Below are 13,334 nucleotides of genomic sequence, written 5' to 3'. Positions count from 1 at the left end.
GGCGGCCTCCGGACGGCTACGCTCGAGTTCTGTACGTCGTCCGGGCGACACTTGGGGAGGTAGCGGGATGACGGAGGCACGGCCGGCGGGGGCCGCCCCGGCTTCCCTGTGGGAGCGCGACGACGAGATCGCCGGCATCGCGCGGGCGGTGGACGCGCTCTGCGCCGACCGGTCCTCCTCGGGTCACCTGCTGGTGCTCCGGGGCGAGGCCGGAGTCGGGAAGACCGCGTTGCTGGCCGAGACCCGCCGTATCGCCGAGGACCGGGGCTGCGCCGTCTGGTCGGCCCGCGGCGGCGAGACGCTCAGGTCCGTCCCCTTCAACGTCGTACGGCAGCTGCTCCAGCCCGCGCTGCTGTCGCTGCTGCCCGAGGAGGCCCGCGAATACCTCGGCGACTGGTACGACATCGCGGGCCCCGCGCTCGGCATCGCGGAACCCGGCGACGGCCCCGCGGACCCGCAGCACGTGTGCGACGGACTCGTCGCCGCCGTGAGCCGGCTGGCCACCCGCTGCTACCCCCTCGTCCTGCTGGTCGACGACGCGCACTGGGCCGACCAGGAGACCCTGCGCTGGCTCGCCGCCTTCACCGAACGCCTCGACCGCCTCTCCGTCCTGGTCGTCGTCGCCCGCAGGCCCGAGGAGGTGGGCGGCGACCGGGGCCGCCACCTCGACGCGATCGGCGAGGCCGCCGGCCCCCGCGTCACCAGCATCACCACCCTCACCCCGGCCTCCGTCGCCGGTCTGACCCGCGCCACCCTCGGGGAACACGCGGACGCCGCGTTCTGCCGCGAGGTGTGGGCCGTCACCGACGGCAACCCCTACGACACCGTCGAACTCCTCGCCAAGGTCAGGGACAAGGGCCTCGACCCGACCGAGGCCTCGGCCGCGGAACTGCGGCCCCTGAACCGGGCGGCCCGCGGCGGCGGACTCGTCGACCGCCTGGAGGAACTGGGCGTGGAGGCCACCCGGTTCGCCATGGCGGCCGCCATCCTCGGCGGCGTCGGCATCTCCATCGACGAGGCGTCCCGGCTCGCCGTCATGGGCCGCGACACCGCGGTGCGCTGTGCCGAACTGCTGCGCACCGCCCGCATCCTCACCGAACCCGACCCGGCCGCCGTGCCCGCCGCCGAGGGGGACCTGGAGTTCGTCCACCCGCTCATCGCCACCGCCGTCTACGACAGCATTCCGTCCAGCCTGCGCACCGCGATGCACGGCATCGCCGCCAAGATCGTCACCGAGGCCGGCAAGGGCCTCGCGGCCGCCTCCCGGCACCTCATCCAGGTCCACCCCGAGGGCGACCAGGAACTCGTCGAACAGCTGCGCGGGGCGGCCGGTGAACACCTCGCGGTCGGCGCCCCGGACGCGGCCCGCCGCTGTCTGGAGCGCGCGCTCGCCGAACCGCCCGACCCGGACGTCCACGCACGCGTGCTGTACGACCTCGGCTGCGCCACCCTGCTGACCGCGCCCGCCCGGACCGTCGAGCATCTGCGCACCGCGCTCGCCATGCCCGGCCTGGAGGGCGACCTGCGGATCGACGCCGTCTACCGCCTCTCCCAGGCCCTGCTCCACAACGACCAGATGGAGGAGGCCGTCCGCACGGTCGAGGCGGAGGCGAACCGGCTCGCCCCGGGCCCGGCGAAGATGCGGTTGCGGGCCGTGCAGTTCATGTGGGAGTGCGTGCACGCGGGCGAGGCGATCTCCCCGAACCGCTCCGAGCAGCTCGCCGCCCTCGCCGCGACCTGCACCGGCCGCGACAACGCCGAGCGGGCCCTGCTCATCCTGCGCGGCTTCGACGCGGTGACCCGCGGGGAGAACGCGGAGGAGGTCGTCGAGTACTGCGACCGCGCCCTGGTCAACGGCGGCCTCGCCCCCGGCCTCGGCTGGACCGACCAGGTCTGGGGCATCGAGCTGCTGATGATGCTGTCCAGCTCCTACGCCTACACCGACCGGCTCGACCGCGCCGACACCTTCTTCAACGAGGCGCTGCGCACCTACGAGTCGGCCGGCTGGAGCGGCGGCCATCTCGCCCTCGCGCACGCCTACCTCGGCCTCGGTCTGCGCCGCCGGGGCAAGCTGAAGGAGGCCGAGGAGTCCCTCAGGAAGTCCCTCCGGCTCGCCGAGCGCGTCGGCCGCGGACTGCCCCTGTACTGGTCGGCCACCTGCAACCTGGTCGATGTGCTGCTGTGCCGCGGCCATGTCGACGAGGCGTGGGAGGTCGCCGAGGAGTGCGGTTTCGCCCCGCCGTACCCGTCCACGATCGTGCTGCCCGACCCGCGCTCGGTGCGCGGCCGGCTGCTGCTCGCCGTGGGCCGCACCGCCGAGGGGATCAACGAGCTGGAGGAGGCGGAGAAGGCGGCGGCCGTCCGCGGCCACCTCAACCCGGTGATGGTCCCCTGGGCGGTCGACCTCGCCCGGGCCCTCGCGACCGAGGACCCGGCCCGTGCGGCGCTGCTCGCCGGCGACGTCCGCCGCCGGGCGGAGCGGTTCGGCACCGACACCGCGATCGGGGAGGCGCTGCGGTGCGCCGCCGCGCTGGAGACGGGGCAGCGTGCGGTGCGGCTGGCGCATCAGGCGGTCACGCTGCTGGAATCCTCGCCCAGCCAGTACGAGCACGCGGCCGCCCGTATCGAGTACGGCATCCTGTCCCGGTCGGTGTCCGAGCTGAACCGGGGGCTGACGCTGGCGCGGACCTGCGGGGCGGACGGGCTGGTGGAGCAGGCGGAGAGGGCGTTGGGCGCGCGCTGACGTCCTCTCGCTCAAGGCGCCGGCCCGGTCAGTTCGTCAGCAGGTGACCGGTGAGCCGGGCCAGGCGGTCGCGCACCTCCGGGTCGTACGTGTCCTCGTGGGCGCGGGCCGGGCGCGTGCCGTCGTAGAAGCGGCCCGTGCCCAGGCTCCGGGTGGCCAGGGCCAGGACGCCCGGGGCGCCGTCGGCGACCGTGGTCCACGGGGTGACACCGCCCTCGCGGACCATCGTCGTGTCCATGAAGGTCGCCGGGTGCAGGACGTTCACCGCGACGCCGGTGTCCGCCAGTTCCTCGGCGAGGGCGAAGGTGTGGGCCGCGAGGGCGAACTTGCTGCGGCAGTAGGCCGCGAAGCCGTCGTAGCCGCGGGTGAACCCGGGGTCGTCGGTGTCGAGGGGTTCCTGGCCGAGCGAGCCGACGTTGACGATCCGGGCCGGCGGGTTCGCCCGCAGCACCGGCAGCAGCGCGCGGGTCAGCGCCACCGGTGCCAGGTAGTTGACGGCCAGCCGCAGTTCGTGCCCGTCGGCGCTCACCTCACGGCCCGAGCCGGGTGAACCGGCGCCCACGCCCGCGTTGTTGATCAGCACGTCGAGTTCCGGGTGGGCCCCGGCGACCCGCGCGCCCAGCTCGCGCACCCGGGCCAGCGAGGCCAGGTCGGCGACGAACCCCTCCGCCGCGCCCTCCGCGCCCAGCTCCTCGACCAGGGCCCGGGTACGGTCCGGATCGCGGCCGTGGGCGAGCACGAGGTGCCCGGAGCGGACCAGCTCGAACGCGACGTACCGGCCGAGACCCGAGGTGGCGCCGGTGATCAGGATGGTGGACATGCCCCCACCGTAGGCACATCGCGTCGACCCGTGCCTGCCACCGTCGGGGTCAGCCTTCTTCCTCCAGCACCCGCTGTGCCGCCGCGAACGCCGAGTTCGCCGCCGGGACCCCGCAGTACACGGCCGTCTGGAGCAGGACGGCCCCGATCTCGTCCGGCGTCAGCCCGTTGCGCAGTGCGGCCCGCACATGCATGGCCAGCTCGTCGTAGTGGCCGTGCGCGACCAGCGCGGTCAGCGTGATCATGCTGCGTTCGCGGCGGCTGAGCGTGGGGTCGGTCCAGATCTCGCCCCAGGCGTAGCGCGAGATGAAGTCCTGGTAGCGGGCCGTGAACGGGGACTGCCGGGCCTGCGCCCGGTCCACATGGGCGTCGCCCAGCACCTGGCGCCGCACCTCCATGCCCCGCCTGGCCCCGCCGTCGAAGTGGCCCCGCAGCGCGGTCAGCACCGCCTCGGGCCGCTCGGCGGGCGCCAGGTGCGAGGCGCCCGGGATCTCCACGAGCGCCGCGTCCGGGACCGCGTCCGCGATCTCCCGCAGATGCGCGGGCGGGGTCGCCGGATCCTGCCGCCCCGCGATCAGCAGGGTCGGCACGGAGATCTCCGCGAGCCGCTCCCGCAGGTCGAACGCGCCCAGCGCGTCACAGCACGCGGCATAGCCCCCGGGGTCGGCGGCGCGATGGTCCGCGACCAGCTCCGGCACGGTGAATCCGGGGGTGAACCAGCGCGCGTCGGCGCTCTCGGCGAGCTTCGCCAGCCCCTCGCTCCGCACCTGCGCGGCCCGCTCCTCCCACGGCCTGCTGCCGTTGAAGTGGGCCGAGGAGCAGATCACCGCGAGCTTGGACATGCGCTCGGGGTGGTGCAGCGCGAGATACAGGCCCACCGCACCGCCCAGCGAGACGCCCGCGTACGCGAAGCGTTCCAGGCCGAGCGAGTCGGCGAGCGCCAGCACCAGCGCGGCGAGGTCGCCGACGGTGGCCCCGGGGCCGATCAGATCGGCGGGGGAGCCGCCGTGCCCCGGCAGGTCGTAGCGGATCACCCGGTGGGTGATGGACAGCTCGGGCGCGACCTTGTCCCACAGCGCGTACGAGGTGCCCAGCGAGGGGCCGAGCAGCAGCGCGGGCGCGGAAACGGGGCCCTCGGCACGGTGGTTGAGCAGCTTCTCGGTCAACGTCGCTCCAGCGCACGGTCGGTGAGGGCACCGGCGGAGCCGGTGTAGCGGGCGGGGTCGGTGAGGTCGCCGAGGTCGACGTCCTTCATGTCGGCCTCCTCCGCGAGGAGTTCGGCCAGCGGACGGCCCTCGGCGTAGGTGCGCGGGGCGAGCGCGGTGAGCAGCTCCTTGGCCCGGGCCCGGCCCAGCACCGCCGACAGCTCGGCGGACAGCCGCTCGGAGACGATGAGCCCGTGGGTGAGGTCCACGTCGGCGCGCATCGCCTCCGGACGTACGCGCAGGCCCTCGGCCAGCTCGGCCGCGTCCCGGGCGGCCCCGCCGACCAGCCGCAGCAGATCCCGCAGCGGCTCCCACTCGGCGTGCCAGGCCCCGGCCGGCCGCTCGTCCGGGGCGGTCAGCGACCCGAACAGCACGGCCGCGAGCTGCGGTGCGCGCAGGGCGGCGGCCGCGATCAGCGTCGAGCGCACCGGGTTCGCCTTGTGCGGCATGGCCGAGGAGCCGCCCCCGCTGCCCTCCGCCACCTCGGCGATCTCGGTGCGGGCGAGGGTGAGGACGTCCGTCGCGATCTTGCCCAGCGCGCCCGCCGCGAAGGCGAGAGCGCCGGCGAGGTCGGCGACCGGGGTGCGCAGGGTGTGCCACGGCAACAGCGGTTCCGCCAGCTCGAGTTCGCGCGCGTACGCGGCCACCAGCGCCGTCGCGTCCGGGGCGCCGTATGCCGTGAAGGCCGCCAGTGTCCCGGCGGCGCCGCCGAGTTGGGCGGGCAGACCGTCCCGTACGGCGGTGATCCGGTCCCGTGCGTCCAGCACGAGGGAACGCCATCCGGCGGCCTTCAGCCCGAAGGTCGTCGGTACGGCGTGCTGGGTGAGCGTCCGGCCGGGCATCACCGTGTCCCGGTGCGCGGCGGCGAGCCGGGCGAGCGCCTCCTGCGTACGTCCGAGGTCGGCCAGCACCGTCTCCAGGGTGCGCACGGCGACCAGCATCGTCGCCGTGTCCATGATGTCCTGGCTGGTCGCGCCCCGGTGGACGTACGGGCCGAAGGTGCCGCCGACCGCCCGGGTGAGGTCCGCGACCAGCGGGATCACCGGGTTGCCGCCTCCGCGGGCGCGCTCGGCGAGGGAGTGCGCGTCGAACGCGCCGGCGGCGGCCGCGGTGACCGCCGCCCCGGCGCCCTCGGGGGCCAGGCCCAGGGTCTCCTGGGCACGGGTCAGCGCGGCCTCCGCGTCCAGCAGCGCCCGCAGGTAGGCGCCGTCGGAGGTCGCGGAGGCGGCGGGGGAGCCGGTCCACCCCGGGGAGAGCAGACCGGACTCGGGCCGGGCATCCGTCACTGGAACTCCAGGAACACCGTCTCGCCTTCGCCCTGAAGGCGGATGTCGAAACGGTAGGTGCCCAGCGGGCCGTCCGTGGCGATCAGCGTGGCCCGGCGCGCCGGGTCGAGCCGCTCCAGCAGCGGGTCCGCGGCGAGCGCGGCCTCGTCGCCCGGCAGGTAGATCCGGGTGTACAGGTGCACCAGCAGACCGCGGGCGAACACACAGACGCTGAGGTAGGGCGCGCTGTTCCCGCGCGCGCCGGGCCGCAGGGTGCGGGCCGACCAGTGGCCGTTCGCGTCGGTCTGGACGCGGCCCCAGCCGGTGAACTCCACGCCGTTGCGGCCCAGGAAGCCGCCCGTGGACGGGTCGCGCCGCATCGAGCCGTCGCTCTGCGGCACCCGGCCGTCCGGGTCGGCGCCCCACAGCTCCACGAACGCGTCCGGCAGCGGGTTGCCCTCGCCGTCGTACACGTACCCCTGGAGGGCGACGGTGTCCGGGTGGCCGAGCGGGGCGATGTCGCCGCCGCCGGGGAACGGCAGGGCATGGCCGTAGAACGGGCCGACCGTGTGCGACGGGGTCGGGAGCACGGTCTCCGGACGGCTTGTGTCGATCTTCGTCATGGCAGGTCAGCGTCCTTCTTCGATCCAGGTGGCCTGCGGGCCGTCCAGCACGATGTCCCAGTGGTAGCCCATCGAGAACTCCGGCACCGACAGGCTGTGGTCGTACGTCGCGATCAGCCGCTGGCGGGCCGCGTCGTCCGTCACCGACTGGATGATCGGGTCGTAGGGGAACAGCGGGTCGCTCGGGAAGTACATCTGCGTCACGAGCCGCTGGGTGAACGCCGTCCCGAAGAGCGAGAAGTGGATGTGGGCGGGCCGCCAGGCGTTGAGGTGCTGGCGCCAGGGGTAGGGGCCCGGCTGGACGGTCGTGAAGTGGTACCGGCCGTCGTCGTCGGTCAGGGTGCGGCCGACGCCGGTGAAGTTCGGGTCCAGCGGGGCGTCGTGCTGCTCGCGCTGGTGCGCGTACCGGCCCGCCGAGTTGGCCTGCCAGATCTCGACGAGCTGGCCCCGGATCGGACGCCCGGCGCGGTCCAGCAGCCGTCCGGAGACGGTGATGCGCTCGCCGATCGGCTCGCCCTGGTGCTGGCGGGTCAGATCGTTGTCGATCTCGGTGATGTCGCGCTCGCCGAAGGCGGGGGAGTGCAGCTCCACCAGCTCCGGGTCCTTCGACACGTCGATGGTGACCGGCGGCTGCTTCGGGTGGCGCAGGACCGAGGAGCGGTACGGCGCGTAGTCGCGGCGCGGCTGGTGCTCCACGGGCGCGCCGTCGGCGACCCGCTTCTCGTACGCGGCGTGCTCGGCCGCGATCTCCCGGTCGATGTCGTGCTGGGTGAGAGTCATGGGGATTCCTGGAGGCCTAACGTTCGAGGACGAGGGCGAGGCCTTGGCCCACGCCGATGCAGAGGGTGGCGACACCGGTGCCGCTGCCCTTGCGGGCGAGCTGGTGGGCGACGGTGCCGGCGAGCCGGGCGCCGGAGGCGCCGAGCGGGTGGCCGAGGGCGATGGCGCCGCCCTGCGGGTTGAGGACCGCCGGGTCGAACTCGGGCCATTCGGCGACACAGCCCAGCACCTGGGCGGCGAACGCCTCGTTCAGTTCGAGCACGGACAGGTCGGAGAAGGTCCGGCCGGCCTTGGCGAGCGCCCGGTTGACGGCCTCGACCGGGGCGAGCCCGAAGTAGTCCGGGTCGACGGCGTGCGCACCGGTCGCCGAGACACGGGCGAGCGGCTCCCGGCCGGTCGCCTTCAGCCCCTCCTCGTCCACCAGCAGCAGGGCCGCGGCACCGTCGTTCAGCGGCGAGGCGTTGCCCGCGGTGACGGTCCCGGCGCCGGGGCGGAAGGACGGCTTCAGCTTCGCCATCGCCGCAAGCGACGCATCCGGGCGTACGCATTCGTCGGCGCCGAAGAGAACCGGGTCGCCCTTGCGCTGCGGGATCGCCACCGGCGCCAGCTCGGCGTCGAACAACCCCTCGGCCTGCGCCTTCGCCGCCTTCCGATGCGAGGCGAGGGCGAACTCGTCCTGCTGCTCACGGCTGATCTTGTGCTTGTCGGCGATCAGCTCCGCCGACTCGCCGAGCGGGATGGTCCACCGCGGGTCCATCCGCGGGTTGACCATCCGCCAGCCGAGCGTGGTCGAGTACAGCTCGGTGTGCCCGGCGGGGAAGGCCCGGTCCGACTTCGGCAGCACGTACGGCGCCCGGGTCATCGACTCCACGCCACCGGCCACGGCGACGGAGGCGTCGCCGACCGCGATGGCGCGGGCCGCCTGGATCACCGCCTCCAGCCCGGAGGCGCACAGCCGGTTGACGGTGACGCCCGGCACCGAGGTGGGCAGGCCGGCGAGCAGCGCGGCCATCCGGGCGACGTTGCGGTTCTCCTCGCCGGCGCCGTTGGCGTTGCCGAAGTACACGTCCTCGATCCGGGCCGGGTCCAGCGCGGGCGTACGGGCGAGGAGCTCACGGACGGCGTGGGCGGCGAGGTCGTCCGGGCGCACGCCCGCGAGGCCGCCGTTGTAGCGGCCGATCGGGGTGCGGACGGCGTCGACGACGTACACCGTGTTCACAGCAGGTCCTCCGCAACGGTCAGTTCGGCGTCGGTCCGGGCGACGACGTCCTCGACGTCCACCCCGGGTGCGACCTCGGTCAGCACGAGCCCGTCCGGGGTCACGTCGATCACCCCGAGGTCGGTGATGACCCGGTCCACGCACGCCTTGCCGGTGAGCGGCAGCGCGCACTCCTCGAGGATCTTCGGCGAGCCGTCCTTGGCGGTGTGGGTCATCACCACGACGACCGTACGGGCCCCGTGGACGAGGTCCATCGCGCCGCCGATCCCGGTGATCAGCTTCCCGGGGATCGCCCAGTTGGCCAGGTCGCCCTTCGCGGACACCTGCATGGCGCCCAGCACGGCGACGTCGATGTGCCCGCCGCGGATCATCCCGAAGGACAGCGCCGAGTCGAAGAAGGACGCGCCCGGCAGGACCGTCACCGTCTCCTTCCCCGCGTTGATCAGATCCGGGTCGACGGCGTCCTCGGCCGGGTAGGGGCCGGTGCCCAGGATGCCGTTCTCCGACTCCAGGATCACCTCCACGCCCTCCGGCAGATAGTTCGGGATCAGCGTCGGCAGCCCGATGCCCAGGTTGACGTACTGCCCGTCCCGGAGCTCGCGCGCGGCCCGGGCGGCCATCTGCTCACGTGTCCAGGCCATCAGCTGCTCACCGTCCGCTGCTCGATCTTCTTGTCGGCGGCCTGCTCCGGGGTCAGCGCGACCACGCGCTGCACGAAGATGCCGGGCAGATGCACCGCGTCCGGGTCGATCTCCCCGGGCTCCACCAGCTCCTCCACCTCGGCGACCGTGATCCTCCCGGCCATCGCGGAGAGCGGGTTGAAGTTGCGGGAGGACTTGTTGAAGACCAGGTTGCCGTGCCGGTCGCCCCTGGCGGCCCGGACCAGCGCGAAGTCGGTGCGGATGCCGCGCTCCAGCACGTACGGGGTGCCGTCGAACTCGCGCACCTCCTTCGGCGGGGACGCCAGCGCGACGCCGCCCTCACCGTCGTAGCGCCACGGCAGCCCGCCCTCGGCGACCTGGGTGCCCACCCCGGCGGGGGTGTAGAAGGCGGGGATGCCCGCGCCGCCGGCCCGCAGCCGCTCGGCGAGGGTGCCCTGCGGGATCATCTCGACCTCCAGCTCCCCGGCCAGGTACTGGCGGGCGAACTCCTTGTTCGCGCCGATGTAGGAACCGGTCACCCGGGAGATCCGCCCGGCGGCGAGCAGGACCGCGAGGCCCGACTCCATCGCCCCGCAGTTGTTGGAGACGACCGACAGACCGCTCACGCCCCGCTCGTACAGGGCCTGGATGAGGACGTTCGGCACGCCGCTCAGTCCGAAACCGCCCACTGCCAGCGACGCGCCGTCCGGCACGTCGGCCACCGCCTCCAGGGCCGTGGCGACCACCTTGTCCATCCGTTGAGCCTCCTCTCTTCCGAGTGCCGTCGGCGCCCGAATTACTCAGGGCACTGATTATTTCTCCGAGGTTTCCCACACGCTGCCATCGTGGCGTGGGACAGTCAAGACCCCAGGCAGAAGGAGGGGTGAAGGCCGTCCGGGGGAGAGACGAGGCCGGGAGGCTAACGGTATCGTTCAGTGCACCGATCGAATCCGAAGCAGAGGAGGGCATATGGCCGCGGTGGATCTCTCGAGCCATCCCGGGCACCTCGCCCGGCGGCTCCAGCAGGCGCACTACCTGCTGTGGAACACGATGGTCTCCGAGGAGATCACCTCCCCGCAGTTCGCCGTCCTCAACGCGCTCGTCGCCGAGCCGGGCCTCGACCAGCGCACCGTCGGCGAGCGGGTGGGGCTCGACCGCTCCACGATCGCCGAGGTGATCAGCCGGCTGAGCCGGCGCGGGCTGCTGGACAAGGTCCGCGACCCGGCGGACGGCCGCCGTGCCCTGCTGCGGCTCACCGAGGACGGGGTACGCACGCACCGCAGGCTCACCGTCCGCACGGCCCGGATGAACCAGGTCTTCCTCGCGCCGCTCTCCGCCGAGGAGCAGGTCCAGTTCTTCGACCTGATCCGGCGGGTCTCGGACGCGGCGGAGGGACTGCGCAATCCGGCCGAGCCGCTGGTCGGGCAGGGGTGAGGCGACCGCGCACGGTGCACCGCTCCTCGTCCACCGCTGATCGGCCCCCGGTCACGGAGCCTTCGCGAAGACCACCCACACCTGCCCCTCGGCGAAGTCGACCGGGTTGCCGTCGCCCGTGGTGAAGTCCGTGCCGTCCTGCGCCGTCGCCCGTTTCCAGCGCACGTCGTAGGCCCGTCCGTCGCGCAGCACCTCCGCCGTCCCCGACCCCACCGTCTCGGTGTACGGAGTGTCGTTGCCGAGGAAGTCGTGGAACGCCGACGCGCGCATCGTCACGTACTGCACCACCACCGTGGCCGGGGCCACCCGTTGTCCGTCGGCCGTCACCGTCGGCGTGCCGTCCATGGAGACCAGCCAGCGGGCCCGGTCCGCCGACCAGGTGAAGGTGAAGCGGGCGGCCGGATAGCGCACGGTGTGCGAGGCCTGCGCCCGGCCTCCGGAGGGCGCGGGGCCGTAGCGGAAGCCGGTGGTCAGCGCGGCCGCGCCCGGCGCCGACGGCAGCAGCCGGTCCGGGCGGAGGTAGAGATTGTGCGGGGCGGCCCGGTCCGGGCCGCGGAAATAGGCACCGGACGCGTCGCCCGGCGTGACGGCGTCCAGCGGCGCCCGGTCGATCAGCGGCAGCAGCTTGTGCTGCGCCCCGGAGAACGCCAGCACCGGCCGCCGGAACTGGCCCAGCAGCTCCAGATCGGACTCACGGGCGCTGCGCACCGGCCCCACCGCCTGCGGCAGCCTGCTCGCGTACACCGCCATCAGCCGGCTCAGCCCGCCCTCGACCTGCTCGACGTAGACGACGTCGGCGGCGTCCACCCCGGTCTGCGGGCGGGCCGCGTCCGCGTTGTCGATCTTCACGGCGAGCACCGGGCCGAGGGACGTGGCGGGCGGGCTGGTGCCGTCCGGCCGTCCCGATGTGCTGCGTCCGTCGTCGGGCGACGGGGAGCGGGACGTCGTACAGCCGGCCGCGAGGGAGAGAGCGAGAGCGAGGGCCGCGGCGAGCAGGGGCGCGGCCGGTGTCGCCCCGACCGCCGCCCTGGAGCGTCTCGCGCGTTCCGCACCCACCATCGCCACCCCGTTCCCGTCCCTCGATTGTGCGCTCGTCCGTTCGGTCGCGCCTCCGCGTGGACGGGGCGGGCGCGACGGGGCACCGGTCCTGGTCCCCGGGGCCGGCCGGCAACCGGGCCCCGGACCGCCGAGGGCCTGGGCGCCCGGGCCGGGTATCCGCGCGTCCCGCAGGCCCGGTTCGGCCCGATCAGGGTCCCCGTGGGCCCGCCCGGCGACCGGTTCGTGGACCTCTCCGACACCCTGCCCACCGCCTGACAGGCCGTCGCCTGCGCCAGGCGTTCCTCCCGGCGGGGCCGCGCGGTGCCCCGGTTCGGCCGCATCGGCACGGCGGCGCGGCCGCCCGCCCGGTCCGGAACGCCTCCGCGCCGCTGCCCCGCACACGCCGTCAGGGCGCCGCCGGGGGCGTCCCCAGGATCTCCGCGAGGTCGTAGCGGACCGGCTCCTCCAGCTGGCCGTACGTGCAGCTCTCCGGGGTGCGGTCCGGGCGCCAGCGGCGGAAGCGGGCGGTGTGCCGGAAGCGCGCCCCGTTCTCCATGTGGTCGTACGCCACCTCGGCCACCCGCTCCGGTCTCAGCGGCACCCAGGACAGGTCCTTCTTGCCCGACCAGCGGCTCGGCGCCCCCGGCAGCCGCGCCGTCTCATGGGCGGCCTCCTGCGCCCAGGCCGCCCACGGGTGCCCGGTGGGATCCGCCATCCGTGACGGCTCCAGCTCCTCGACCAGTTCGGCCCGGCGCTTCATGGGGAAGGCGGCGGACACGCCCACGTGCTGGAGGGTGCCCCGGTCGTCGTACAGGCCCAGCAGCAGCGACCCGACGACCGGCCCGCTCTTGTGCAGGCGGTAGCCGGCGACCACCACGTCGGCGGTGCGCTCGTGCTTCACCTTGAACATGGCCCGCTCGTCCTGCCGGTAGAGCAGGGTGAGCGGCTTGGCGATCACTCCGTCGAGGCCCGCGCCCTCGTACTGCTCGAACCACCGCCGGGCCACCTCGGCGTCGGTCGTCGCCGGTGCCAGGTGCACGGGCGGGCTCACCCCCGCCAGCGCCCTGGTCAGCAGCTCCCGCCGGTCGGTCAGCGGTACGTCGAGCAGCGCGGTGTCCGCCAGCGCCAGCAGGTCGAACGCCACGAACGAGGCCGGCGTCCGCTCGGCCAGCGTGCGCACCCTCGACTCCGCCGGATGGATGCGCTCGGTGAGCGCGTCGAAGTCCAGCCGGCCCTCCCGCGCGATCACGATCTCCCCGTCCAGCACGCACCGCTCGGGCAACCGTTCCTTCAGCGCCTCCACCAGCTCGGGAAAGTACCTGGTCAGCGGCTTCCCGGTGCGACTGCCCAGCTCGACCTCGGCCCCGTCGCGGAACACGATGGCCCGGAACCCGTCCCACTTCGCCTCGTACTGCATCCCCGCCGGAATCGCCGCCACCGACTTGGCGAGCATCGGCTTCACGGGCGGCATCACCGGCAGATCCATGGCTTTGACTCTACGAGCCGCCCAGGACGCCCGCACTCCACACCGACGCCGCCCCGGCCCGCATGCAGCGCGTCACTCGTA

12 protein-coding genes are annotated in these 13,334 nt (G+C 74.0%); 2 read left to right on the top strand and 10 right to left on the bottom strand.

The annotated features are described in order from the left end of the window. Positions 1-67 precede the first annotated feature (67 nt). Positions 68-2,743 carry an ATP-binding protein gene (locus AQJ64_RS25565; protein ID WP_059203010.1) on the top strand — a complete coding sequence of 892 codons (2,676 nt, stop codon included), beginning with the start codon at positions 68-70 and terminating at the stop codon, positions 2,741-2,743. A 28-nt stretch (positions 2,744-2,771) separates the two neighbouring features. On the opposite strand, the gene AQJ64_RS25560 is transcribed toward AQJ64_RS25565, so the two are convergent. From AQJ64_RS25560 to AQJ64_RS25525, 8 genes are read right to left on the bottom strand one after another with little or no spacing between them, the layout of a single operon-like run. Next, positions 2,772-3,563, bottom strand: a complete 792-nt coding sequence (locus AQJ64_RS25560; protein ID WP_055633286.1) for an SDR family NAD(P)-dependent oxidoreductase — start codon at positions 3,561-3,563, stop codon at positions 2,772-2,774. 49 nt (positions 3,564-3,612) lie between these two features. Next, a complete protein-coding gene (pcaDC, locus tag AQJ64_RS25555) occupies positions 3,613-4,728 on the bottom strand; it encodes a bifunctional 3-oxoadipate enol-lactonase/4-carboxymuconolactone decarboxylase PcaDC (RefSeq protein WP_055633285.1) in 1,116 nt (371 codons plus the stop codon). After that, entirely contained in the window at positions 4,725-6,053 is a 1,329-nt protein-coding gene (gene pcaB, locus AQJ64_RS25550) for a 3-carboxy-cis,cis-muconate cycloisomerase (protein ID WP_055633284.1), read from the bottom strand. The genes pcaDC and pcaB overlap by 4 nt, the downstream gene beginning before the upstream one ends. Next, the gene (pcaG, locus tag AQJ64_RS25545; protein ID WP_055633283.1) at positions 6,050-6,655 is read right to left on the bottom strand and encodes a protocatechuate 3,4-dioxygenase subunit alpha; all 606 of its coding nucleotides are present in this window, start codon (positions 6,653-6,655) and stop codon (positions 6,050-6,052) included. Before pcaG ends, pcaB begins: the two co-directional genes overlap by 4 nt. Positions 6,656-6,661: 6 nt before the next feature. Then, the gene (gene pcaH / locus AQJ64_RS25540; RefSeq protein ID WP_055633282.1) at positions 6,662-7,435 is read right to left on the bottom strand and encodes a protocatechuate 3,4-dioxygenase subunit beta; all 774 of its coding nucleotides are present in this window, start codon (positions 7,433-7,435) and stop codon (positions 6,662-6,664) included. A 16-nt stretch (positions 7,436-7,451) separates the two neighbouring features. Next, positions 7,452-8,654 (bottom strand): thiolase family protein, encoded by a 1,203-nt coding sequence (locus tag AQJ64_RS25535; RefSeq protein ID WP_055633281.1) that lies wholly within the window; start codon positions 8,652-8,654, stop codon positions 7,452-7,454. After that, positions 8,651-9,295, bottom strand: coding sequence for a CoA transferase subunit B (locus AQJ64_RS25530; protein WP_055633280.1), 645 nt, complete (start codon positions 9,293-9,295; stop codon positions 8,651-8,653). Before AQJ64_RS25530 ends, AQJ64_RS25535 begins: the two co-directional genes overlap by 4 nt. Then, on the bottom strand, positions 9,295-10,050 hold the full coding sequence (locus AQJ64_RS25525) for a CoA transferase subunit A (RefSeq protein ID WP_055633279.1): 756 nt from the start codon (positions 10,048-10,050) through the stop codon (positions 9,295-9,297). The genes AQJ64_RS25530 and AQJ64_RS25525 overlap by 1 nt, the downstream gene beginning before the upstream one ends. 214 nt (positions 10,051-10,264) lie before the next feature. On the opposite strand from AQJ64_RS25525, the gene AQJ64_RS25520 reads away from it, so the two are divergent. Continuing rightward, positions 10,265-10,729: a MarR family winged helix-turn-helix transcriptional regulator gene (locus AQJ64_RS25520; RefSeq protein WP_055633278.1), complete on the top strand. Its 465-nt coding sequence runs from the start codon at positions 10,265-10,267 to the stop codon at positions 10,727-10,729. Between the two features lie 51 nt (positions 10,730-10,780). Here AQJ64_RS25520 and AQJ64_RS25515 read toward each other — a convergent pair whose 3' ends face one another. Both AQJ64_RS25515 and AQJ64_RS25510 read right to left on the bottom strand, forming a co-directional pair. Continuing rightward, positions 10,781-11,788 (bottom strand): DUF3048 domain-containing protein, encoded by a 1,008-nt coding sequence (locus tag AQJ64_RS25515; protein ID WP_055633277.1) that lies wholly within the window; start codon positions 11,786-11,788, stop codon positions 10,781-10,783. A 385-nt stretch (positions 11,789-12,173) separates the two neighbouring features. Continuing rightward, complete coding sequence (locus AQJ64_RS25510; protein WP_055633276.1) at positions 12,174-13,253, bottom strand: ATP-dependent DNA ligase; 1,080 nt, start codon at positions 13,251-13,253, stop codon at positions 12,174-12,176. Between the last annotated feature and the right edge of the window lie 81 nt (positions 13,254-13,334).

The sequence above is a fragment of the Streptomyces griseoruber genome, from assembly GCF_001514205.1.
GTDB lineage: Bacteria > Actinomycetota > Actinomycetes > Streptomycetales > Streptomycetaceae > Streptomyces > Streptomyces griseoruber.
Note: the sequence above shows the minus strand (reverse complement) of the source record. Positions and strands in the feature narration are given on the sequence as shown.

Excerpts from the sequence above, each read along its gene's own strand:
- AQJ64_RS25510 (WP_055633276.1), bottom strand. The coding sequence starts at position 13,253 with ATGGATCTGCCGGTGATGCCGCCCGTGAAGCCGATGCTCGCCAAGTCG.
- AQJ64_RS25520 (WP_055633278.1), top strand. The coding sequence starts at position 10,265 with ATGGCCGCGGTGGATCTCTCGAGCCATCCCGGGCACCTCGCCCGGCGG.
- AQJ64_RS25565 (WP_059203010.1), top strand. The coding sequence starts at position 68 with ATGACGGAGGCACGGCCGGCGGGGGCCGCCCCGGCTTCCCTGTGGGAG.
- AQJ64_RS25525 (WP_055633279.1), bottom strand. The coding sequence starts at position 10,050 with ATGGACAAGGTGGTCGCCACGGCCCTGGAGGCGGTGGCCGACGTGCCG.
- AQJ64_RS25560 (WP_055633286.1), bottom strand. The coding sequence starts at position 3,563 with ATGTCCACCATCCTGATCACCGGCGCCACCTCGGGTCTCGGCCGGTAC.
- AQJ64_RS25530 (WP_055633280.1), bottom strand. The coding sequence starts at position 9,295 with ATGGCCTGGACACGTGAGCAGATGGCCGCCCGGGCCGCGCGCGAGCTC.
- pcaG (WP_055633283.1), bottom strand. The coding sequence starts at position 6,655 with ATGACGAAGATCGACACAAGCCGTCCGGAGACCGTGCTCCCGACCCCG.
- AQJ64_RS25515 (WP_055633277.1), bottom strand. The coding sequence starts at position 11,788 with ATGGTGGGTGCGGAACGCGCGAGACGCTCCAGGGCGGCGGTCGGGGCG.
- pcaH (WP_055633282.1), bottom strand. The coding sequence starts at position 7,435 with ATGACTCTCACCCAGCACGACATCGACCGGGAGATCGCGGCCGAGCAC.